Source organism: Streptococcus mitis (assembly GCF_000722765.2).
GTDB classification, from domain to species: Bacteria; Bacillota; Bacilli; order Lactobacillales; family Streptococcaceae; genus Streptococcus; species Streptococcus mitis_AQ.
In genome coordinates, this window is sequence record NZ_CP028415.1 from 1,368,510 (window position 1) to 1,392,035 (window position 23,526).

Annotated in this window: 14 protein-coding genes; 3 read left to right on the forward strand and 11 right to left on the reverse strand. The window is 41.2% G+C overall.

Translation table 11 applies throughout. From position 1 onward, the window contains the following. Positions 1-15: 15 nt before the first annotated feature. The 4 genes from SK637_RS09720 to SK637_RS07040 form a co-directional block, all read right to left on the reverse strand. The gene (locus SK637_RS09720) at positions 16-381 is read right to left on the reverse strand and encodes a VOC family protein (RefSeq protein WP_033689130.1); all 366 of its coding nucleotides are present in this window, start codon (positions 379-381) and stop codon (positions 16-18) included. Beyond that, on the reverse strand, positions 374-1,561 hold the full coding sequence (locus SK637_RS07030) for a pyridoxal phosphate-dependent aminotransferase (protein WP_033689132.1): 1,188 nt from the start codon (positions 1,559-1,561) through the stop codon (positions 374-376). The genes SK637_RS09720 and SK637_RS07030 overlap by 8 nt, the downstream gene beginning before the upstream one ends. Next, complete coding sequence (locus SK637_RS07035) at positions 1,558-2,046, reverse strand: cell wall elongation regulator TseB-like domain-containing protein (RefSeq protein WP_033689133.1); 489 nt, start codon at positions 2,044-2,046, stop codon at positions 1,558-1,560. The genes SK637_RS07030 and SK637_RS07035 overlap by 4 nt, the downstream gene beginning before the upstream one ends. Before the next feature lie 186 nt (positions 2,047-2,232). Beyond that, positions 2,233-3,429 carry an MFS transporter gene (locus tag SK637_RS07040; RefSeq protein WP_033689135.1) on the reverse strand — a complete coding sequence of 399 codons (1,197 nt, stop codon included), beginning with the start codon at positions 3,427-3,429 and terminating at the stop codon, positions 2,233-2,235. A 394-nt stretch (positions 3,430-3,823) separates the two neighbouring features. Between SK637_RS07040 and SK637_RS07045 the strand changes: the two genes are divergently transcribed. Beyond that, positions 3,824-4,372, forward strand: a complete 549-nt coding sequence (locus SK637_RS07045; protein ID WP_033689136.1) for an NADPH-dependent FMN reductase — start codon at positions 3,824-3,826, stop codon at positions 4,370-4,372. Between the two features lie 231 nt (positions 4,373-4,603). Here the strand turns inward: SK637_RS07045 and pclA are convergent, their stop codons facing one another. Next, positions 4,604-11,965 carry a pneumococcal collagen-like adhesin PclA gene (gene pclA / locus SK637_RS07050; protein WP_050489881.1) on the reverse strand — a complete coding sequence of 2,454 codons (7,362 nt, stop codon included), beginning with the start codon at positions 11,963-11,965 and terminating at the stop codon, positions 4,604-4,606. 216 nt (positions 11,966-12,181) lie between these two features. Here pclA and pclR point away from each other — a divergent pair, with 216 nt between their 5' ends. Then, positions 12,182-13,666 carry a virulence transcriptional activator PclR gene (gene pclR, locus SK637_RS07055; protein ID WP_033689138.1) on the forward strand — a complete coding sequence of 495 codons (1,485 nt, stop codon included), beginning with the start codon at positions 12,182-12,184 and terminating at the stop codon, positions 13,664-13,666. Positions 13,667-13,716: 50 nt separating this feature from the next. Here pclR and yaaA read toward each other — a convergent pair whose 3' ends face one another. From yaaA to SK637_RS07090, 6 genes are all read right to left on the reverse strand, one after another. Continuing rightward, the gene (gene yaaA, locus SK637_RS07060) at positions 13,717-14,445 is read right to left on the reverse strand and encodes a peroxide stress protein YaaA (protein WP_033689140.1); all 729 of its coding nucleotides are present in this window, start codon (positions 14,443-14,445) and stop codon (positions 13,717-13,719) included. Between the two features lie 78 nt (positions 14,446-14,523). Beyond that, positions 14,524-14,688: a YczI family protein gene (locus SK637_RS07065; protein ID WP_000508327.1), complete on the reverse strand. Its 165-nt coding sequence runs from the start codon at positions 14,686-14,688 to the stop codon at positions 14,524-14,526. Positions 14,689-14,866: 178 nt separating this feature from the next. After that, positions 14,867-16,462 carry a hypothetical protein gene (locus SK637_RS07075; protein ID WP_033689141.1) on the reverse strand — a complete coding sequence of 532 codons (1,596 nt, stop codon included), beginning with the start codon at positions 16,460-16,462 and terminating at the stop codon, positions 14,867-14,869. Between the two features lie 11 nt (positions 16,463-16,473). Next, the gene (locus tag SK637_RS07080; RefSeq protein ID WP_033689143.1) at positions 16,474-16,884 is read right to left on the reverse strand and encodes a peptide deformylase; all 411 of its coding nucleotides are present in this window, start codon (positions 16,882-16,884) and stop codon (positions 16,474-16,476) included. A 129-nt stretch (positions 16,885-17,013) separates the two neighbouring features. Continuing rightward, positions 17,014-19,182, reverse strand: coding sequence for a mucin-binding protein (locus SK637_RS07085; protein WP_237397624.1), 2,169 nt, complete (start codon positions 19,180-19,182; stop codon positions 17,014-17,016). Positions 19,183-19,319: 137 nt separating this feature from the next. Further along, entirely contained in the window at positions 19,320-22,016 is a 2,697-nt protein-coding gene (locus SK637_RS07090; protein WP_033689146.1) for a cation-translocating P-type ATPase, read from the reverse strand. Between the two features lie 306 nt (positions 22,017-22,322). On the opposite strand from SK637_RS07090, the gene mntE reads away from it, so the two are divergent. After that, positions 22,323-23,507 carry a CDF family manganese efflux transporter MntE gene (gene mntE, locus SK637_RS07095; RefSeq protein WP_033686548.1) on the forward strand — a complete coding sequence of 395 codons (1,185 nt, stop codon included), beginning with the start codon at positions 22,323-22,325 and terminating at the stop codon, positions 23,505-23,507. Positions 23,508-23,526 lie beyond the last annotated feature (19 nt).

Consider the following 23,526-nt stretch of genomic DNA (forward strand, 5'->3'; position numbering starts at 1 on the left):
TTTTCCTTTTCTTTTTTATTCTTTATGGCAAACCACTTCTATATTGTTCCCATCTGGGTCAATCACAAAAGCAGCGTAGTAAATCGGTTGCTCACTGCGATAACCTGGAGCCCCATTGTCTCGCCCACCTGCCTCCAAACCAGCCTCATAACAAGCCTGAACCTCTTCCTTATTTTCTGCTAAGAAAGCAAAGTGAATAGGATCTTGTGTCCCCTGAACCAGCCAAAAATCACCACCAGGATGGGGGCTGTTCGGGGCAAGAAAACTGATTAGAGAAGTAGTTTTAAAAGCCAATTTATAGCCCAAAGGAGCGAGAAAACTCCTATAAAATCCTTCTGAAATTTGTAAATCCTTTACCTTAATTTCAAAATGATCAATCATTCTCACTCCCCATAAATGTTTTCAAGCGGTTAACTGCTTCTTTAAGCGTGTCTAGGTCTGTCGCATAGCTGAGGCGCACATTTTCTGGCGCTCCAAAGCCTGCTCCTGTGACCAAGGCTACTTCAGCTTCTTCTAAGATAGCAGTTGTAAAGTCTGTCACATCCGTGTAGCCTTTCATCTCCATGGCCTTTTTGACATTCGGAAAGAGGTAGAAGGCTCCTTGCGGTTTGACCACTTCAAATCCTGGCACCTCTGCAAGAAGGGGATAGATGGTATTAAGACGTTCCTCAAAAGCCTTACGCATGCTTTCTACCGTATCTTGCTCGCCTGATAGAGCCTCAACTGCTGCATACTGGGCTACTGCTGACGGGTTCGAAGTTGTTTGACCTGCAATCTTGGACATAGCAGCAATAATGTCTGCTTCTCCGACGGCATAGCCAATCCTCCAACCAGTCATAGCATAGGTTTTAGACACACCATTGATGACCACCGTTTGCTTGCGAATCGCTTCAGATAAGCTAGAAATGGGTGTGAATTCATGACCATTATAGACCAAGCGCCCATAGATATCGTCTGCTAGGATAAGAATATCCTTTTCTACAGCCCAGTTTCCGATTGCCAAAAGTTCCTCACGGGTGTAAATCATACCTGTCGGATTGGATGGTGAATTCAGCACCAAAACCTTGGTCTTGTCTGTGCGAACTGCTTCTAACTGCTCTACGGTCACCTTAAAGTGATTGTCCTCTTTAGCAGGAACAAAGACTGGCACACCCTCTGCCATCTTGACCTGATCTCCATAGCTGACCCAGTAAGGGGTTGGGATGATCACTTCATCACCTGGATTGACCACAGCCATAAAGAAGGTATAGAGAGAATATTTGGCTCCCGCAGCGACTGTCACTTGATTTGGCGCTACAGAATAGCCATAAAAGCGTTCAAAGTAGGTATTGACCGCTGCCTTGAGTTCTGGCAGGCCTGAGGTTACTGTATAAAAAGAAGCACGCCCATCTTGAATCGATGCAATGGCGGCATCTTGGATATTTTTTGGAGTAGTGAAATCTGGCTCACCTAAGGTTAGAGACAGGATATCTCTGCCCTCAGCCTTCAGTGCTTTGGCACGGGCTCCAGCAGCCAAGGTCACACTTTCTTCCATTTCTAAAACACGGTTGGATAGTTTCATAGGCCCTCCTTATCGACCAATGCTCCTGTTTCAAAATCTACTAGATAAAAGTCAGAGCCTGACTTGACTTCCCAGATTGGCTTGTCTTGATAACGGCCAAAGGTAATCTTGTCAATCTCGCCAGCTCCTTTTTCCTTAGAAACCGCTTCTGCTTTTTCTTGTGAAACACCCTGATTTAGCTGATAAACGTAAATCTTATGGTCATCTTTTCCAATCAGGACAGCAAGCGCTTCTTGCTGTTTATTATGACCAAGAACACTGTAGTAAGATTCCAAGCCATTGTATAAGTCAACCTGATCAGCCTGCTCTAATCCTGCATACTGCTGAGCTAATTTTTCTCCTTCACTTTTAGCTGTTTGATAGGGTTTCATGCCAAGAGAAACCAGATACAGAAAGGAAGCACTGATAACCACAAACAAAATCGTCATCCCTAGACCATACTGCCACAGTAGATTATTTTTTGCTTTGTTTTGTCTTTTTTTCACTCGTCTATTTTACCATCTATTGGGCTTTATTACAAGTGAATATAGGAACAATCACATTTTATTTCTTCCTTCAAAGCAAACCGATTTTTCTTGTTTAAAACGGAGCAAGAAAAGTAAAAACACAGACGAAATCAACGTATTAAAAAACCTGAGCTTGGAACTCAAGTTTTCAAAAATTCTTTTAATCTATGGAATCATTTTATCATCCATTCTTTTAGCCATTTTTCCTAAAAAGATAGGCAGTAGAAGGCTAATCATGACTAAAAAGAAGCCTAGATAAAGAAATGCTACTACAAAGCCTAAATGGTCAATCAACCAGCCTGTCAGTGGAAAGAACACAATCATACTTAGGCTAAACATCATAGAATAGACACTCAGCATGGTTGCCCTTACTTCACTTGGAAGGCGCCCTTGCAAATCATTGTCAAAAATGGGCTGAAAAAGAGCGTATAGAGCATTACTAATCAAATAAATCAGAATATAGATTAGAGGTGTTCCAAAGTAGGACAGCATATAGGTGACGCCAGTCAGCAGGACGAGGATAGGGAAAAGCTTCAAGGCAGCATAGTTCTTTCCAATCTTACTCGCTAGATAGACTGCAAGGATATTCAAGAGACTTCCAAGTAGCATAACTGCTGAAATTTGCCAACTACTTAAATCTGGTAACTGATTTTGATAGTAAAAATAAAACATACACATGAGTGTCCCAACAATCTGAGACAAAATCATCCAGTTGAAGAGCATGGGATTTCGCTCCAACTCTTCCTTAACAGTCCACATAATCTGTTTCATGGTCACACTATCAGCTTTTTCTAGCTTGACACTGGGTTCTTTCAGCATCCAGATCAGAAAAAGAACTATGATAGAAGTCGCAATCATGATATAGTAGGTCAGGTGCAATTGACCATGGACAAAAAATCCTGCCAAAACTGTCCCCAAAGACTGGGTTCCTTCTGACACTCCTGATATGAAACTTGAAATGGATAGATAGCGCTCCTTTAGCCCAGCCTCTACAGCCGAGTCATAGACCATTGCTGCGCTTGTTCCCGAATCAAAATTATAAGACAAGGCACTTACCGCCATAGCTAGTGCATAAATCCAAAAATTTCCCTGCCCAGCCAACATGAGAATAGAAGACACAATCCCTGCTATTCGACTTAAATAAAGGTTGGTCTTATAGGAATAACGATCAGCCAACATTCCAGATGGAATTTCACAGAGAAGGCTGGTCGCATGAAAAATACTTTCCAGAAGTCCAATCTGCCAAAGAGACATTCCGTTTTGACTGAGAAAGAGAATCCAAAAACTGGTAATCCCTAAAAATGCCAAAAACTCAACTCCGGCCATCAGGCCAATATTTTTCCGATAATTTCTTATTAACATTTTTTCTCCTTTAACAAGTGTATTATTATTTCTTTTGTCCGTCACTTGTTAATCTGTTCCTTACATGATCTCCACCCCTTTTTAGAAGCATTCTTAAAATGCCATTATTTTCGTTTAATTGTTTATGAAATGATACCGAAAAAAATAGCCGTTCCACGGTTTCTATTGCGAGTTTTCTTGTTTATTTTAGCACTTATATCATCATATTACAAGAGAATATAGGAATACCCTTCAAAAATCAAATGCATTTCAGTCACAAATGACTAGAGTTTCAGCAATTTTATAATTTTCAAATAAACTCTGAGCAAATTTCTTGCAACTCCTTTTGTTTTGTTGTAATATATTTTATAACAACGAGGGACTTCTCGGAAATTTAAGAAAAAGGATACACATCATGTCTAAAAAAGTATTATTTATCGTCGGATCACTACGTCAAGGTTCTTTCAACCACCAAATGGCTCTCGAAGCTGAGAAAGCACTTGCTGGTAAAGCAGAAGTTAGCTACCTTGATTATTCAGCCCTTCCTCTCTTCAGCCAAGATTTGGAAGTTCCAACACATCCAGCTGTAGCTGCTGCTCGTGAAGCAGTTCTCGCTGCGGATGCTATCTGGATCTTCTCTCCAGTCTACAACTTCTCTATCCCTGGAACAGTGAAAAACTTGCTTGACTGGCTATCTCGTGCCCTTGACTTGTCTGATACACGTGGCGCTTCTGCCCTTCAAGACAAGTTTGTCACCGTATCATCTGTAGCTAATGCCGGTCACGATCAACTCTTCGCTATCTATAAAGACCTCTTGCCATTTATCCGTACACAAGTCGTTGGTGACTTCACTGCTGCACGTGTCAATGACTCTGCTTGGGCAGATGGAAAATTGGTTCTCGAAGAATCAGTCCTAAATTCACTTGAAAAGCAAGCTCAAGATTTGGTCGCAGCCATTCAGTAAAAAATAGATAGTTTAAAAAGTCTAAATCAATGATCGCCACCTAACAGGGTGGCTTTTTTAGACTCAATCAAGATCTTCAGACAAATATCACCCATCCAAAAAACCTTGAGCGTTACCACTCAAGGTTTTTAGCAGTCTTTTCCATCATAGGAAAATCATTCTAATAATATTCTTTCATCCGTCTATCACTTATCATCTTCTTTCGAGAAATTAGTGACTGCTTTTGGCTGATTAATCTTCTTTTCTTCGACCTACATATAGGCTCAATAGAATACCGCTACCTAGAAGAACAGAGATATAATCAGATTGGCTTCCAGTCTCTGGTAATTTGTCTCCATGGTTTTCTTTAACTGTAGTTGGTACTACTGGGTTAGCATTTACTGGAGTTGCTGGTTGAGCCGGTGTTGGTACTACTGGTTGTTCTGGAACCACTGGTACTGGTTTAACCGGTACTTCTGGTGTTGGAACAACTGGAGTTGGTTGTACTGGCACTTCTGGTGTCGGTACATTTGGTGTTGGTTGCACTGGTACTGGCACCTCTGGTGTCGGTACATTTGGTGTTGGTTGTGCTGGTACTTCAGTAACTTCAGGCATTCCTGGTACTCCACCGTTAAATTCTGGTTTGTCATAAACCGGAGGATCAAGTGGTGTTACCCCACCTGTGTATTCTGGCAATTCATGAATTGGTGGTTCTGGCATTGCAAACTTAGGTCCCTCTGGCTTATTAACTACTGGAGGTACAGGTTGGTCATTTGATGGTGTTACTGGTTTGTCTTGGCATCCACATTTACCATCTTTGCCGTCTTTACCGTCGCGGCCATCACGTCCGTCTCGACCATCTTTAACAACTGTTTTTGTCACAGTTCCGTCAGAATTGATGATTGTGATTGTATGACTACCATCACCATTATCTTCAACAGAAACTTTTGGTGATTTACCATCTTTACCGTCTTTAATCACCATTTCTGTCTTACTTCCATCCGGATTAGTGATTGTAACAACGTGAGTTCCATCGTTATTATTTTTAACAGTTACAGTTGGTGAAACGCCATCTTTACCATCTTTGATAATAGATTTGTATTCACGGCCATCAGAATCAACGATTGTTAAGGTGTGAGTTCCATCTCCGTTATCAACGATGTTCGCTTTTGGTGATTTACCATCAAAGATTGTAGTAGTAGTTTCTTTACCATCAGCACCTGTCACTTTAATAGTATGTGAACCGTTGTTGTTATCAATCACTTCAAGTTTTGGTTCTTTACCATCACGAACTGTAGTTGTTGTAGTTGTACCGTCTGAGTTCACAACTGTGATAGTGTGAGTTCCATCTCCGTTATCCACAACCTTAGCAGTTGGTGATTTACCGTCACGAACTGTGGTTTCAGAAACAGTACCGTTACCGTTTTCTACACGAATTGTGTAAGTACCATCATGGTTGTCAGTAACAGTTGCTACTGGTGATTTACCATCTTTAATGATTGTTTCAGTAGTTGTTCCATCACCATTTAGAACTGAAATCTTATGAGTTCCATTTTGTTCGTCAGTTATTGTAACTTTTGGTGATTTACCATCACGGACTGTCGTTTCAGTTGTCACACCTTCTGGATTTGTAATAACGATTGTATGACTTCCGTCACCATTATCACGAACAGATGCTGTTGGAGTACGTCCGTCAACACCGTCACGTCCATTTTTCACAACAAACTCATTCTTAGTTCCGTCTGGGTTAGTGATTGTTACTGTGTGGCTTCCATCTGGGTTTTCTGTAGTTGTTGCTGTTGCAGCTTTACCGTCTTTACCATCTTTGATGATAGCGTTGGTAACATTGCCATCTCCATCTGTAACCTTAACAGTGTGAGTTCCATCGTTGTTATCAGTGACTTCAACTTTTGGAGTTTTACCGTCTTTACCGTTTTTAACAACAGTTTCTTTAGTTGTTCCGTCTGGATTTGTTACAGTGATTGTGTGGCTTCCATCTGGGTTTTCTGTTGTAGTGATATTGGCAGTTTTACCGTCTTTACCATCTTTAACTTTAGTTGTTGATTCAGAACCATCAGGATTTCTAACAGTAATAGAGTGTGTTCCATCTCCGTTGTCCGTTACATTTACAACTGGTGATTTACCATCTGCTCCATTAGTTCCGTTTTCACCTTTATCGCCTTTTTCACCTTTATCACCTTTATCGCCTTTTTCACCGGCTACTCCTTGAGGTCCACGGATATTACCAATCTTGTTCCAAGAACCATTTTCTTTCTTGTAAACATCACCTGTATTGGCATCGATATAAGTATCACCGTCTTTACCATCATTAGCAGTTGGTGCAGTTACTCCACTTAGTAATTCAGCACCGTTACGTCCATTTGTACCAGAAGCTCCATCTGTACCATTACGTCCATTTGTACCATTCAAGATATCACTTGTACCAATTAATTCATCCACACCTGGATCGTATTTACCGTTACCATTATTATCATAGTATGCTGTAATACGAGTACCATCTACTGGTTGTGAATCTGTAGTTGCTGGTTGTGAACCTGTTGCATCTGTAGTTGCTGGTTGTGAACCTGTTGCATCTGTAGTTGCTGGTTGTGAACCTGTTGCATCTGTAGTTGCTGGTTGTGAACCTGTTGCATCTGTAATTGTTGGTTGTACTGTTTCTGATGACTCAGTTGCACTTCTATCTTCATCTGGTAATGCTCTTCTATTTCTTGCACTTCTTGGTGCTGGTGAAGAAGCTAACGAAGTTGCACTTACTTCATCTGGATTATCTCCTACACTTCTCGCTCTTCTTGCACTTCTTGTTGATGTAGAAGGTTGTGGATTACCAGCTAATCCTGCACCTCTTCTTACTGCATCCACTAATGCATTTAAGTCAATATGTGGTGTACGTCCATCTCTACCATTTTTACCATCTTTCACAGTAAATGTTACTGGATCTTTACCTGGTGTTGTGATAGTGACAAGAGTGCTTTGACCATCTTGACCACGTTGAGTTGTGACTGTAGGAGTTTGTCCATCTTGACCTGTTGCACCAGTTTCTCCTTTTTCACCATCATGAACAAAGACTGTGGTTGGTTGTGAACCATCATGGTTATCAACTGTGATTTCTACACCCTTATGCCCTTCTTCATCCTTACGAACAGCTGTTACTGTTGGAGAGACACCGTCCACTCCGTCTTTAATAACTGCTAGAGGTTTTTCTGGGTTCAATGGTTGACCTGGATGTGCTGGATCTTCTTGGTAAACTTTAGTTTCTTTACCATCTTTGACAGTAAGCAATGATTTACCATCTCGTCCGTCCGCACCTTTAGCACCATCTTTAATCATTTCTGAACCTAGAAGTTCATCAGTTCCTGATGTGTACTTACCATCATTGTTTTCATCAGTATAGAATGTCACAATTGTATGAGATGGATTTCCGTTTTGTCCTTCGACACGAAGTAAATCAACTTTTGGAGTTTTACCGTTTAGACCATTTTCTCCATTCTTAACATTTACTGTAACTGGGTCTTTACCTGGAACAGTGAATGTAATGTCAGTACTACGGCCATCTTTACCTGGAGTTACAGTTACTTCTGGAGTCTTACCATCTTCTCCACGTTCACCTTTGTCACCCTTAGGTCCTTTGATGTTGCCTTCTTTGTCCCAGTTGCCGTTATTCTTAACGAAGACGTCACCTGTTTCTGTATTGACGTATTTATCTCCGTCTTTACCTTGGTTTGCTTCTGGGTTAACTTTGCCGTTCAATACGTCTTTACCGTCGCGTCCATCACGTCCGTCACGACCTGCTGCGCCATCACGTCCATCGCGTCCTGGTAAACCTTGGGCTCCGTCTTGACCATCACGACCTTGAAGACCTTGGTCACCTTTGTCCCCTTTAGGTCCCTTGATGTTGCCTTCTTTATCCCAGTTGCCGTTATTCTTAACGAAGACGTCGCCTGTTTCTGTATTAACGTATTTATCGCCGTCTTTACCTTGGTTTGCTTCTGGGTTAACTTTGCCGTTCAATACGTCTTTACCGTCGCGTCCATCACGTCCGTCACGACCTGCTGCGCCATCACGTCCATCACGTCCTGGTAAACCTTGTGCTCCGTCTTGACCACGTTCACCTTGAAGACCTTGGTCACCTTTGTCACCCTTAGGTCCTTGTGGTCCTGCAACTCCGTCTTCACCTTTTAGACCTTGAGGTCCACGAATGTTACCAATTTTATCCCAAGTTCCGTTTTCTTTCTTATAAACATCACCTGTATTGGCATCGATATAAGTGTCGCCATCTTTACCATCATTTGCTGTTGGTGCTTTAGTCCCACTTAATAATTCAGCACCATTACGACCATCTGCACCAGAAGCTCCATCTGTACCATTACGTCCATTCGTACCATTCAAGATATCACTTGTACCAATTAATTCATCCACACCTGGATCGTATTTACCGTTACCATTATTATCATAGTAGGCTGTGATACGAGTACCATCTACTGGTTGTGATGCTGGTGCTGTAGCTGGGTCGTCTGCTAATGCTCTTCTTACTCTTCCACTTCTTCGATTATTAATTCTTACTGCAGCTTCTGCTAAGGCATTTAAGTCAATAGTTGGTGTGCGACCATCTCTACCATCTTTAATATTAGCTACAACAGGCTCTTCACCTGGAATTGTAAATGTAATGTCAGTACTATGACCATCTTTTCCACGAGCTGTAGTAATTACTGGTGTTTTACCATCACGTCCTGCTGCCCCTGTTTCACCACGTTCGCCTCGATCACCTTTAGCACCTTGTGCTCCAGTGAGACCGCGTTCACCTTGGTCTCCTTTTTCACCTTTGGCACCATCTGCAATGACAACTTCTTTTAGCTTCTTATCAGAAGCATCTAATTCGTTGTTTCCATTTCTATCGTAATAGAAGATAACAGTTGTTGTTTTATCAGCTTCATTTCGTTGAGTCGCAACTAATGGACTTGCTCCATCGAGACCATCTCTTACAACAGTATTTGTAACATTACCTCTACCGTCGTTAATAGTGATAGTGTGAGTACCATCTTCTTTATTATCTCTAACGGTTACGGTTGGAGTTACACCGTCACGACCTGCCTGACCTTGGTCCCCTTTTTCACCTTTGGCACCTTGCGCTCCAGTCAGACCACGTTCGCCTCGGTCACCTTTTTCACCTTTGGCACCTTGAGCTCCAGTTAGACCACGTTCACCTTGGTCTCCTTTTTCACCTTTGGCACCTTGCGCTCCAGTTAAACCGCGTTCGCCTCGGTCTCCTTTTTCTCCTTTTTCACCTTGCGCTCCAGTCAGACCGCGTTCGCCTCGGTCTCCTTTTTCACCTTTTTCACCTTGCGCTCCAGTTAAACCGCGTTCGCCTCGGTCTCCTTTTTCACCTTTTTCACCTTGCGCTCCAGTTAAACCGCGTTCGCCTTGGTCACCTTTTTCACCTTTGGCACCTTGCGCTCCGGTGAGACCGCGTTCACCTCGATCTCCTTTTTCACCTTTAGCACCTTGGGCGCCAGTGAGACCACGTTCGCCTCGGTCTCCTTTTTCACCTTTAGCACCTTGTGCTCCGGTGAGACCGCGTTCACCTTGGTCTCCTTTTTCACCTTTAGCACCTTGTGCTCCGGTTAGACCGCGTTCACCTCGATCTCCTTTTTCACCTTTAGCACCTTGGGCTCCAGTCAGACCGCGTTCACCTTGGTCTCCTTTTTCACCTTTAGCTCCAGTCAGACCGCGTTCGCCTCGATCTCCTTTTTCACCTTTAGCTCCAGTCAGACCGCGTTCACCTTGGTCTCCTTTTTCACCTTTAGCACCTTGTGCTCCATCTTTAATAGCAATTTTTTGAACAAGTTCGTCTACACCTTCAGTATAAACACCGTTGCCATCATTATCAAGATAGAAAGTGAGGTTATTTGTATCACCGACTTTATTTTGATCAACACGTGGTTTTACTGTATCGATTAGCTCTTTAGCCACACCAATTTGCATAATACGTGGCTTAGCTTCTTTAGTAACACTATTACTAATTGGCAATCCTAAAATTGTTTCGCTACCAAATCGGTGAACTTTATAGGTAATTTGACGTTGGCCTTTTTCACCTTCTCGAACTAATCTAGTTTGACCTTCTGGTAACTTACTAGTTGGAAGATAGACAGTTTGGAAGTCAATGTCTTCTGAAACAGTCTTATTATTAGTACCACCATTCGGGTTAGCATCCAAGAGCAGTGGGTTTGCTCTATGATAATAGTTGGAGTTACTGTATGGGTCATTGCTAGTCGCGGCACCACCACCACCTTGGTCCACGTTAAAAGTAACTGGTTTCAAACGAACAGACAAGTCACCATTTGGATTATTGATAGGCAAACTAAATCTGACTGTTTGTTCCGTATTTGTTGAAGTAGCAGAGGTCATACTGTATCCTGAATGAGATACGAAGTTGGCACCCTGACTAATAGGTTTTGATTGTTCTCTCAATCTTGGAGTGGAGATAGTCGCATTTGAAGGATTTCCAAATCCATCCCCTTTATCCAAGAGAAAGTTGTTATTAACAAATTCACCTGGACCAGAATATTTAATTGTGAAATTCAATCTGTTACCTTGACGTACTGTTGTTACATCGTAATGAATAGAATTTCCACCACGTGAGTTCCCGTAGCCACGGAAACTATAGCTACGACCACCTTGGCTGATGTCTGAAAAAGCAACTGTATTTCCAGAACCTGATACAATTGGGTTTGCTGGATTGCTAGAAGCTCTAAAGCCACTGTGTCCCTTATCCAAGTCTTCCTTACGGATAGCTGGATTTTGACGAGCATCAGAAAGGCTCAAACCTGGTTTCAAGATTTCATTAGTTGTTTCTGGAGCTGAAGTCGCTTCTACTTTAGCAGCTGTGCTAGTTGGCAAAACAGCACTGTCAACAGCTGAACGATCAGTCGTTGTTGCAGCTGGTTTAGCTTCTTCTTTGGCTTCTGCTGTGTCAGCTTTCTTCACTACAGGAGTTTCTGATACAGTTCCTTTATCAGAGTTAGAACGAAGTTCTAGCCCAATAATAGCTGATTGAATAGAAGACTCTGCTGCTGATACTTCAGCTTCAGTCGCATCTGCTTTCCCAAGCAAACTTTGACCAGCTTGAATACTTGCTTGCAAGTTAGCAGCACTTGCTTCTGTATATAACTTACTCTCAAGTTTTTTAGCACGCGAAAGAGCTGTTAACAATTTTGACTTGTCAACAGCATCTTGCTGTGTTACTTCTTCTTTTTTATCTTTTACTTCTTCAACTTTTTCTGCTGGCGCTTTAGCTTCATCAGATTTAGCTGGAGTCGTATCTACTGGGTTGGCAACAGTTGGAGCTGCATAAGTTGTTTCTTTTTTAGGTGTAGAAACTTCTGCTGGTTTAGTAGCTTCATCTACCTTATCAACAGAGACACTATTAGTTGCCTCAGGATGTTGTTCCTCTGCTTGTACTGATTGCGCATTGGCAGCAGTTCCCAAGACTAAGGCTGTCCCAAGCAAGACACTAGCCGCACCAAAGTGATACTTACGAATAGAGTATCGTTGTTGCATGCTATACCAGTCAAATGATTTCTTATGTGAATGTTTCATTGTGAACTCCTAGAAAGTATTTTATAGTTTTAACTCTACAACTATTCAATATATAAATCAATATTTTCTGAAGAATTAATATATTCTGTTTTTGCACCTAAGAGCCACTTATCTTATTCTAAATTTTCTGATTACTAACGACAATTTTCTTACTCTAAGTTTTTTGTACTTTTTAGACAAAAACATGATATAATAAATTAAGGAGGAAATACCTATATGCGTAACCTTTTATCTACGAAAGATCAGCGACAATTACGTTTAATGGAAACCTTGATTCAAAATCGTAATTGGATGAAATTGCATGAACTTGCCGAAAAGTTAGGATGTACAGAACGAATTCTAAAAAGTGATTTAAATGAATTACGTGCTGCTTTTCCAACTATTGACATCCAATCTTCTGTTAACGGAATTATGATAGATTTAGAAGTTAATACTAGCGTTGAAGATATTTATCAATATTTTCTTGCTCATTCTCAATCTTTTCAATTACTAGAGTATCTGTTTTTTAATGAGGGCCTACCTATTTATCGAACAATAGAAAATCTTCACTCTAGTAATGCCAACCTCTATCGATTGGGCAGAAATATTACAAAAACTCTGTCAACTCAATTCCAAATTGAACTATCATTTACTCCATCCGAAATACGTGGCAATGAAATCGATATTCGCTATTTTTTTGCCCAATATTTTTCTGAGCGCTATTATTTCCTAGACTGGCCTTTTCCTGACCTTCCTGAAGAGGATTTAACAGAGTTCACTGACTTCTTCTATAAGATCACGAATTATCCAATGCGATTTTCAATCTATAGAATGTACAAATTGATGATAGCCATCAGTATTTACCGCATTAAAAACGGTCATTTCATCGACTTACCAAATCATTTCTACGATGAATACTACCCTCTTTTGATGAGTATTCCAAACTTTGAGGAGATACTTGTCCATTTTTCTGAAAAACTGGGACTGGAAATCACCCCAGATATCATTGCCCAAATTTTTATATCCTTTATTCAAAACAATCTTTTCTTAGATCCTCAAGAATTCTTCAACTCTTTAGAAGATAACAGTGAAGCAAGATACTCTTACCAATTACTTAGTCAAATATTAGAACGCCTAGCAAAACAATATAAGATTACTTTTACTAACCACGATGAGCTTATTTGGCATTTACACAACACTGCTTTCTTTGAAAGACAGGAAATCTTTTCTACCCCAATCTTATTTGAACAAAAAGCATTGACGATTAAAAAATTTGAAGTTTACTTCCCAGACTTTATGGGGAGTGCGCATCAAGAACTGGCTCAATACCGTCAAGCAATTGGACAGCATGACCATCCTGAACAGTTGGAACACTTGATGTACACCATCTTAACCCATGCTGAAAACCTCTCTACTCAGTTGTTAGAAAATCGACCACCTATCAAGGTTTTGATTATCAGTAACTTTGACCACGCCCTATCACTTACTTTAAAGGATATGCTTACATACTATTGTAACAATCGATTCACCTTTGATATTTGGGATGAATTGGAAACAAGCCCTGAGATTTTAAATCAGACAGACTACGATATCATTGTGTCTAATTTCTATATTCCAGGAATTACCAAGAAGTTTATTTGCCGAAACCATCTGTCAATAATGGATTTGGTTAATCATCTTAATACTTTATCAAATGAGATTCATATATCCAATACTTTATAAGATAGAAAAAAGTCAGCATAATTCTGCTGACTTTTTCTTTTATCTATTTTCTATACTTCCTTTACAAAAACCAATTCCTGTGGCTGTGACAGGTCTTCTCGGTAGTTAAATCCTGCAAAGCTTAAGCGACGAGCTTCTTCCACCGTCTGTACTTGATTTTCTATAAGGGCTGTCAGGAAGGCACCACGCGCTTTCTTGGAGATAGTTGAGTGAATTTTCAGCTGACCACCTTTGTCCTCCATGAATTTGAAGGTCACCATCTTTTCTCTGATTTCCTTAGAAAATACAGTCTCAAATTCTGATGACAAGAGGGAGAAAATTAGGTCTTCACCATTCATAGTCTCATCATAGGCTGTCTTCCAATGGATCTTCAAAGTCTTACCAGCGACTTTTAACTTCATCAAAAAGTCCAAACGGTGAGGGGACATAGGCGACAAGGCTGGAACGACTCCGTACAAAGCCGAAGTAATAAAGACATGATTTTCAAGATAGGCTTGTTCTGCCTCGTCCAGTTTGTCTCGCTTGATATTACGGTACATCAGCCCATCAAAAAGTTTCAAGGCTGGGTAGTGTTGAGCAGTTTGTTTTTTTAAAGTTTGGATATTTTGAAATTCTGCCGCAGCTTTCTCGGCTGAAACTTTGTAAAAACTCTCCAATTGACTAATAGAATAGAGGGCCAAGACATCAAGCACAGCCTGACTTTCTGGTCTTAAAGGATTTGCCTCGATACTTGGCAAATCTGTGTTCATTTCTTTTGCTGTAGGGATTAAAATTTTCATATTAATAGTGTAGCATATTTTTTTGCCACTACCAAGAAATTCATCTAAAAAACCTCGGTTTGACCGAGGTTTCTCTGTTTATTTGGGCCATCCTAACCAGACAGCCACGAGAACAAGGGCCAGGCCAGCTAAACTTGTTAAGATAGATAAGAATTTATCTTTTTTCTCCTTGAACTGAGAAAAACCTATCTTCAAAGCGAGCAGTCCGAGTAGCATTGAAGCAACCATCACATAAAAACCCATTTGTTTGTCCTCCATTAGTCTTAATTTACCTTATTATAACATATACTTCTTAAATAAAGCTTTTTTATACTCAATGAAAATCAAAGAGCAAACTAGGAAACTAGCCGCAGGCTGCTCAAAACACTGTTTTGAGGTTGCAGATAGAGCTGATGTAGTTTGAAGAGATTTTCGAAGAGTATTACTGCACTTTAAAGGTCTTGAGATAGTTGTCTTTTCCTACTTGACCTTCGAAGGTTTTACCATTTTCGAGGTAAGGGAGGTCATCTGATACTGAGGCCTTAACCTTGTAAATCTTGCCATCAACTTTAAAGAAGTAGACGGTGTCGCCCTTGATAACAGCTGATTTGAGGTCTTCCACCACACCCTTGATACTTTCTGTCGTTTCATTATCAATTTCAAGGTCGTTTTTATTAGCGTACTTGCTGAGTAGCTCTTCCACTGTCGTAGCTACGATAACGTTTTGGTACTCGACTGCATCTACCAAAGCGTACTCTTTGACCAAGCCAGCATTGTCCTTCAAGCCCATGATGTAGAGAGGTTTGTCATTGAGGTTGATGAGGATTGGGAAGGTTGCCTTGTAGGATTTCTCCTGAACAGCACCTTCGGCTGATTCACGGGCTGATTCTTCGGTCGCAGAAGCCAAACTATACTTAGTGATTTCTCCTGTTCGCATATTTTCAAGGATAAAACCAAGATTACTTTCATCTGCATTGGCCGATGTCACTCCTGTGTATAGGTAGATGTCATTGCCGATAGACAAATAATTATATCCCTTGGTAGTCTGGGTCACGTTTTTCTTGGAAATCATAGCATTCCAGAAACCGTCCTTGTACTTGCCGTTATAGTTGATTTGCTCGATGGTTTCCTCAGCTGGATAAACCCTGTCCACCCATTCTGGAACATCTGCCAAGCTGTATTCCTTGGTTTCTCCATTTGTGGCATCCAAGATAATGACTGAAACAGGACGAGGAACCGCAAGCCCAAATTGCTTTTGGTAAACTGTAGCCACATAGAAAGGATTGCCCTCATCGTCCACCTCAAAAGATGGAGTCTTGAAGATTTTAGTTGGGTACTTCAAGCGTAGGTGACGTTTGACGTCACGGTTAAAATACTCCGAGTCCGAATACTTGATTGGTGTCTTCAAGTCCACCAAGTTCGCATTTCCAGTTACCATGTCTACCTTGATATACTCGCCGATTCCCTTGGCCTGATTATTAAACCACTTGATAGGATCTGCGTATTCTAGTGGCGTAACTCGATAAGGTTTCCCATCAATCGTCAATTGGGTATAGGTGTCTGCCGCTACGTACTGCGACACCTTATCCGTTAGGGAACCCAAGTAGCGATCACCAATTTTTTCAGCAGTACTTCTATCTAGAATAGGAACCTTACTGGTGTCACTCTTAGGAAATTCAGTAAAGTCTTTTTCCGTAACCGTGACTACATTGGCATAATTTTTAGCCTGAAAAATGCTGGAAGTCAGCAAGGAAACCAAGGCTGCTAAGAGAAGAATTCCTCCAATAGAAGCTAAAAGGATTTTCCCTAACCGATTGATTTTGAAACCCTCCAGATTTAAGGCAGCTTCTGCCTTGCCGTGGCGCACATGAACCGTTTTAACCAGATTGATTCCCTTGCCAAAGCCAAATAAGACTGCTACAACCAGCAAATGTCCACAGAGGAAAAAGAGAAATTCCCAGCTGGTCAGGTTAAGAGGCGGTAAAAAGATATACCAGGTCGTTGCGATAAAAATAAGTTCAAAGACTATTCGTTTCATTTGCTTTCCTCCTAAATGATTCGTCCTTCCAAGTGATCCAGTTCATGCTGGCAAATCTGAGCTGGGAAGCCTGTCAAGGTAATGGTCTGTTCCTGCCACTTGCTGTCACGATAGGCAACCCTTATAGTTTCATAACGCCTAGTAGGTCTCACACCTACCAAGGACAAACAACCTTCCTCTGTCTCATAAGATCCTTCAGAGGACAGGAGCACTGGGTTAAACATGACCATAGGAACCAAGCCCAGATTAAAAATAATCACGCGCTTCTGCACCCCAATCATATTGGCAGCCAGACCGACACAAGTCTCACGATTTGCTAAAAGCGTATCCTGCAAATCTTTGGCAAGATAAAGGTCTTCCTGACTTGCCGGCTGAGATACCTGAGATAAAAACAAAATATCCTTCACAATTTTCTTTTCCACTTCCTTACACTCCTCTTGTTTTTTACTATATTATAGCAATTATAGCACAAAAGCCGATAACTGCAAGCCCTTTCCCTTAACTGTAGCAAAAAGCCATCCGAAGATGACTTTTTTGCTATTTGTAAATTCTTAATCTTTTTTACCTTTAAACAATAGGACGCCAGATAGGGCTGATAAAAATCCAACTACTAGCAAAATAGAATCATGACTAGCTGTCTCTGGTAATTTACCAGCTTCCTTTGTTTCACTTATTATTGGAGTTTCTGGGTGCTTTGGCTCCTCAGGCGCTGGACTTGCTGGAGTCTTAGGTTGCTCAGCAGTCGGAACTTCAGGGTGCTTGGGTTCCTCAGGGGATGGTTTTTCGGGAACCTTAGGTTGAGCAACAGCTGGAACTTCGGGGCTCTTTGGCTCCTCAGGTACTGGACTTGCTGGAGTTTTTGGTTGCTCAGCAGTTGGCATTTCCGGCTGTTTAGGGTCCTCAGGTGTTGGCTTTTCAGGATCCTTAGGTTGATCTACCGTCGGTACTGCTGGGTTCTTTGGCTCCTCAGGTGTTGGAGCCTCTGGCATCTTGGGTTGATTACCTCTTGGTGGTTCTGGCTCAGTAGCTTTCACAGGTAGATAATTGATTATTGTGTCTTTTGTAAAATCTTCTGGTACTTCAGGTAATAAGTAACCCAATTCTGGATGCGAAGAATCCTTCAACACCAAATCAGTAGCTGATGTCACAGCCTTATAACCTTTAAGATAAGGGATTGTTCCCAAACCTGGATTGCTAGCAAGACCTGCTTTAGCAGGATTACCATCTTGGTCATTGGGATATTGAATCAAAGCCAGATTCTCATTTGCAGTTGGAGAAATGGCTATCCATTTTCCTAATTGTTTGTAGTAAACAGTTTCCCTAATTACAGGATCTGTTACTGCCACTGTTTTCTCTGCAACTGCTTCTTTATCTGCCACCAAGCCTTTTAGCAGTGGTGCCGCTACTTTAGATAGATTTGGTTGATCACTCGTCCAATCACGATAATAAAGGTCTCCTCTTACAAAATCAACCTTGGCAACGCGTTTGAAATCAACTTGATCATTTCGATCTGCAACAACCTTATCATGTGTCACAAAATCTAGATAGGAAATGTTACGATCAATAGATTTTTTATTGACGATTTTAGAAACACTGGCAGGCCATAAAGGTGAATCTTGAACATCCTCATCAACTTTTTTATGAGCAGTTGGAATTCTATCTTCAGGATAAATAAATTCTAGGCGAGGGGTTAAAGCAACCTTAAATATTTGATCAGTCTTACTATCTTGGTCAAAATATTGTAAACCTCGATCATAATCACTTGATACAAGATCGTATCCTTGTCGCTTGTAGTCACTAATCGTTTTTAGCGTACTGTATTCAATAGGATAACCAGATTCCCCAGTAACTGTATCTTCCTTCAGTAGCTTGTTTTCACTGACATCCACATAGCTAATCTTGGCTGTTTGATTTTTAATATGCTCCTGTTTTATTTTCCAGTTAGAATAGGAAATTTCCTTAGTAACAAGATTAACAGTCGCATAGCGTTCAAAGGAAATACTTTGTTTTTTCTCAGCAAAAGCTTCTTTACCATTATTCTTATATTTATATTTAATGGTTCTTTGAATCGTTCTCTCTAAAGGCCATTCTTGATTGGTTCTGATCTTTTCAGCATCTGCAGGCCACTTAGGACTATCGACAACACCAGCTTCCACCTCTTCATTTGACTTAGGATTAGTCTGGTTTTGTAAGCTAATCACTTCATGTTTTGGAGTTAATTTAATAGTATACGTTTGCGGAGTCTTATCATCTTGAAACAGCTTCTTCGATTCATCCGTTTTCAAATAACCATCTTCAACCAATACATAGCCATTCCTTTTGAACTCACTAATTTTCTTTCTCGTATCGTAGTGAAGATCCTCTCCCACCTTACCAGTACGCTCATCTGAAAAAAGTTTTTTCCCTGTTGATTCATCAATATAATTAAATTCAACACGAGATTCCTTTTCAGTCACTTTAGGAGTATCTATATGTTTTTCTTCAAAATGTTGCTCTTCTGAAGCAGTAGCTTCTTTTTCTGAACCCCCGACAGACTTATCCTTGTCTATGCTTTCGATAGAAGGTTTGTCTGTTTCTAAGATATGACTAGCTGCGAGCATTTCATCTGCAGATACACTCCCAACAGAGCCAGCTAAAAATCCTAAACCACAAGCCACAACAACTGAAGCAACACCCAAACTCAATTTACGGATAGAGTAAATACATTTTTTATTTCCCATGATTTCCTCCCAAGTCATTCTTTGCTATTCTTATATCTAATATTTTAGTAAGCGACTTTACTTTTAACATCTCCTATTTAAAGTTTTTTCTATCCTTTTTAAAGTTATTTAAAAAAGCCATCCGAAGATGACTTTTTTTAAATCGCATTCTTGTCAAAACCGAGTTTGCGTTGAATAAACTTAACAATTTCGACGATAATAATCATTGAGAAGCTACCGCCCATCACGATTCCCCATTGTGACAAGTCTAGTTTGGTTACGTGGAAGATTCCTTCAAGCGGTTCTACGACGATTGTTGCCATGAGAAGAATGAAGGATACCAAGATGGACCAGTTGAAGGTCTTAGACTTGAATGGGCCAACTGTCAAGATGGATTGGTAAACAGACTTGACATTGTAAGCATGGAAGAGCTGAATCAAGCCAAGGGTTGCAAAGGCCATAGTAAGAGCATCCGCATGAATGGCATGATTGTCACCCACATGAACTGGGTAAAGAAGGGCAAGACCATAAACACTCATAACAATTGCTGCTTGGAGTACACCTTGATAGATGATAGAACTCAAAACACCACCTGAGAAGAAGCTTGCCTTGCGTCCACGTGGTTTATGGTTCATGACACCAGGCTCAGCAGGTTCAACACCAAGAGCGATAGCTGGGAAGGTATCTGTTACCAAGTTAATCCACAAAAGATGAACTGGTTGCAAGACATCCCAACCAAACAAGGTTGATAGGAAGATGGTCAATACTTCAGCAGTGTTGGCAGAAAGTAGATACTGAATAGTCTTTTGAATGTTTGAGAAGACCTTACGTCCTTCTTCAACTGCAACGATAATAGTTGCAAAGTTATCATCTGCAAGGATCATGTCAGATGCACCCTTAGAAACCTCTGTACCAGTGATTCCCATACCGATACCGATATCGGCTGTTTTCAGAGCTGGCGCATCATTGACACCATCACCTGTCATGGCAACGACTTTACCTTGTTTTTGCCAAGCCTTGACGATACGAACCTTGTGTTCTGGAGACACACGGGCATAAACAGAATATTGACCAACTACTTTTTCAAAGTCTTCATCTGACAGTTCATTGAGTTCAGCACCAGTTAAAACGTGGCCTTCTGTATCGTTTGCGTCAATGATTCCCAAACGTTTAGCAATAGCTTCTGCAGTGTCTTGGTGGTCACCAGTGATCATGATTGGACGGATTCCAGCTTCCTTAGCCACACGAACAGCCTCGGCTGCCTCAGGACGTTCAGGGTCGATCATCCCAATCAAACCAGTAAAGATTAAATCATTTTCAAGCTCTTCAGAAGTCAGGTTTTCTGGAATGCTGTCAATAATCTTATAAGCACCTGCAAGGACACGCAAGGCTTGATGAGCCATTTCAGAGTTGTTTGTATGGATGAGGTTTGTAACCTTCTCGTCAATCGGAGCAATATCCCCAGCTTTGTCACGAAGAACACAACGTTTCAAAAGTTGGTCTGGCGCACCCTTGACTGCTACAAGGAAGCGTCCATCTGCAAGTGGATGAACTGTTGACATGAGCTTACGGTCAGAGTCAAACGGCAACTCAGCCACACGTGGATATTTCTCTAAGAAACCTTTGACATCGTAGCCCTTGTCCAAGGCATATTGGATAAAGGCTGTTTCGGTTGGGTCACCAATCAAGTTACCTTCCACATCGATTTTAGTATCATTTGCCAAGACAACTGAACGAAGCAGGGGCATTTCAAGACCTAGTTCAATGTCATCAGCTGAGTCATGTAGGACTGCATCGTAGAAGACTTTTTCGACTGTCATCTTGTTCATGGTCAGCGTACCAGTCTTATCAGAAGCAATGATTTCTGTTGAACCAAGTGTTTCTACTGCTGGCAACTTACGAACGATAGAGTTTCGTTTGGCCAAAACTTGAGTACCAAGGGCAAGAACGATGGTCACGATAGCAGGGAGTCCTTCTGGAATGGCTGCAACAGCAAGGGCAACAGAGGTCATCAACTCACCAAGTGGATCTTTTCCTTGAATGAAGACTCCAACTACAAAAGTAACAAGGGCAATGACCAAAATTACATAGGTCAAGACCTTAGAAAGGTTGTTCAAGTTTTGTTTGAGTGGTGTATCAGTCTCATCCGCATCTTGAAGCATACCAGCAATATGACCAACTTCAGTATACATACCAGTATTGACAACAACACCAAGACCACGACCATAAGTCACGTTAGAGTTTTGGAAGGCCATGTTGACACGATCACCGATACCAGCATCTGTAGCAAGTTCAACTGTCAAGTCTTTTTCGACTGGCACAGACTCACCTGTAAGAGCTGCTTCTTCAATTTTAAGAGAGTTGGCTTCAAGCAAACGTAGGTCTGCTGGTACAACATCACCTGCTTCGAGGGCAACGATATCTCCAGGTACCAATTCTTTAGAGTCAATCTCCGCCATATGCCCATCACGAAGAACGCGGGCAGCTGGACTAGACATAGACTTGAGGGCTTCAATGGCTTCTTCTGCTTTCCCTTCTTGGTAAACACCAAAGGCAGCATTGATGATAACCACAGCTAGGATGATAATAGCATCTGCGATATCTTCCCCACCAGAAGTCACGACTGACAAGATTGCTGCCGCAACTAGGATGATAATCATCAAATCCTTAAATTGCTCGATGAATTTGACCAGGATTGATCGTTTCTCTCCTTCTTCGAGTTCATTGTGGCCAAATTCGGCAAGGCGCTTTTCCGCCTCACTTGATGACAAACCTTGCTCGGTCGCATCCACAGCCTGCAAGACCTCTTCAGGACTCTGAGTGTAAAACGCTTGGCGTTTTTGTTCTTTTGACATGTGTCTCCTCCTTGACATTGTGTGCAAAACAGACTCTCTTTTCCCCATCGTATCTTTTCACGACAAACAAAAAGAGACCTGTTAATCATAACAAGTCTCGCTGTTTAAGATAGTGCCGGAAAGCATACTTTTCAGTATAAAATTCGGAATGACGACACTATCACAGGTTTCTGCCAGCTACTCCCTTGAGTAGTACTATTATACCAAATTTTGGAAAGTTTTCAAAGAGTAAAAACTGCCTTATTTGAATTTTCCCTTGAAAACCAGTATAATGGTAGAATGCTATATGACTAGAAAGGAAGTTGAATGAAGCAATCTATCTCAAATCTCAAATTAGCTGAGCGTGGGGCCATTATCAGTATTTCGACCTATTTGATCTTGTCTGCAGCGAAATTAGCGACTGGGCACCTCCTCCATTCATCCAGTTTGGTAGCCGATGGTTTTAACAACGTATCGGATATCATTGGAAATGTGGCCCTCTTGATTGGGATTAGGATGGCGCGCCAGCCTGCTGACCGAGATCACCGTTTTGGCCACTGGAAGATTGAGGATTTGGCTAGCTTAATCACTTCCATCATCATGTTCTATGTTGGCTTTGATGTTCTAAGGGATACCATTCAGAAGATTCTCAGTCGTGAAGAAACGGTTATTGATCCTCTTGGTGCAACTCTAGGAATTATTTCTGCATCGATTATGTTTGTAGTTTATCTCTACAATACTCGCCTCAGTAAGAAATCCAACTCCAAGGCACTAAAGGCAGCAGCCAAGGACAATCTTTCTGATGCAGTCACCTCACTTGGTACTACCATTGCCATCCTGGCCAGCAGTTTCAATTATCCCATTGTGGATAAACTGGTTGCCATTATCATCACTTTCTTTATCTTGAAAACTGCTTATGATATCTTCATCGAGTCTTCTTTTAGTCTTTCAGATGGCTTTGACGACCGTCTGCTTGAGGACTATCAAAAGGCCATTATGGAAATTCCCAAAATCAGCAAGGTTAAGTCCCAAAGAGGTCGCACCTACGGTAGCAACATTTATCTTGATATTACGCTAGAAATGAATCCTGACTTGTCTGTTTTTGAGAGTCATGAAATCGCGGATCAAGTCGAGTCTATGCTGGAGGAACGTTTTGGCGTCTTTGATACCGATGTCCATATTGAGCCAGCGCCTATCCCTGAGGATGAAATTTTAGACAATGTCTACAAAAAATTGCTTATGCGCGAACAATTGATTGACCAAGGAAATCAACTGGAAGAACTCTTGGCTGACGATTTTGTCTATATTCGTCAAGATGGAGAGCAGATGGATAAAGAGGCCTATAAAGCCGAAAAAGACTTGAATTCTGCTATCAAAGACATTCAAATCACTTCCATCAGTCAAAAGACCAAACTCATCTACTATGAATTAGATGGCATCGTCCATACCAGTATCTGGCGACGCCACGAAACCTGGCAAAATATCTTTCATCAAGAAACCAAAAAAGAATAGAGAAATCCTGTCATGAGAC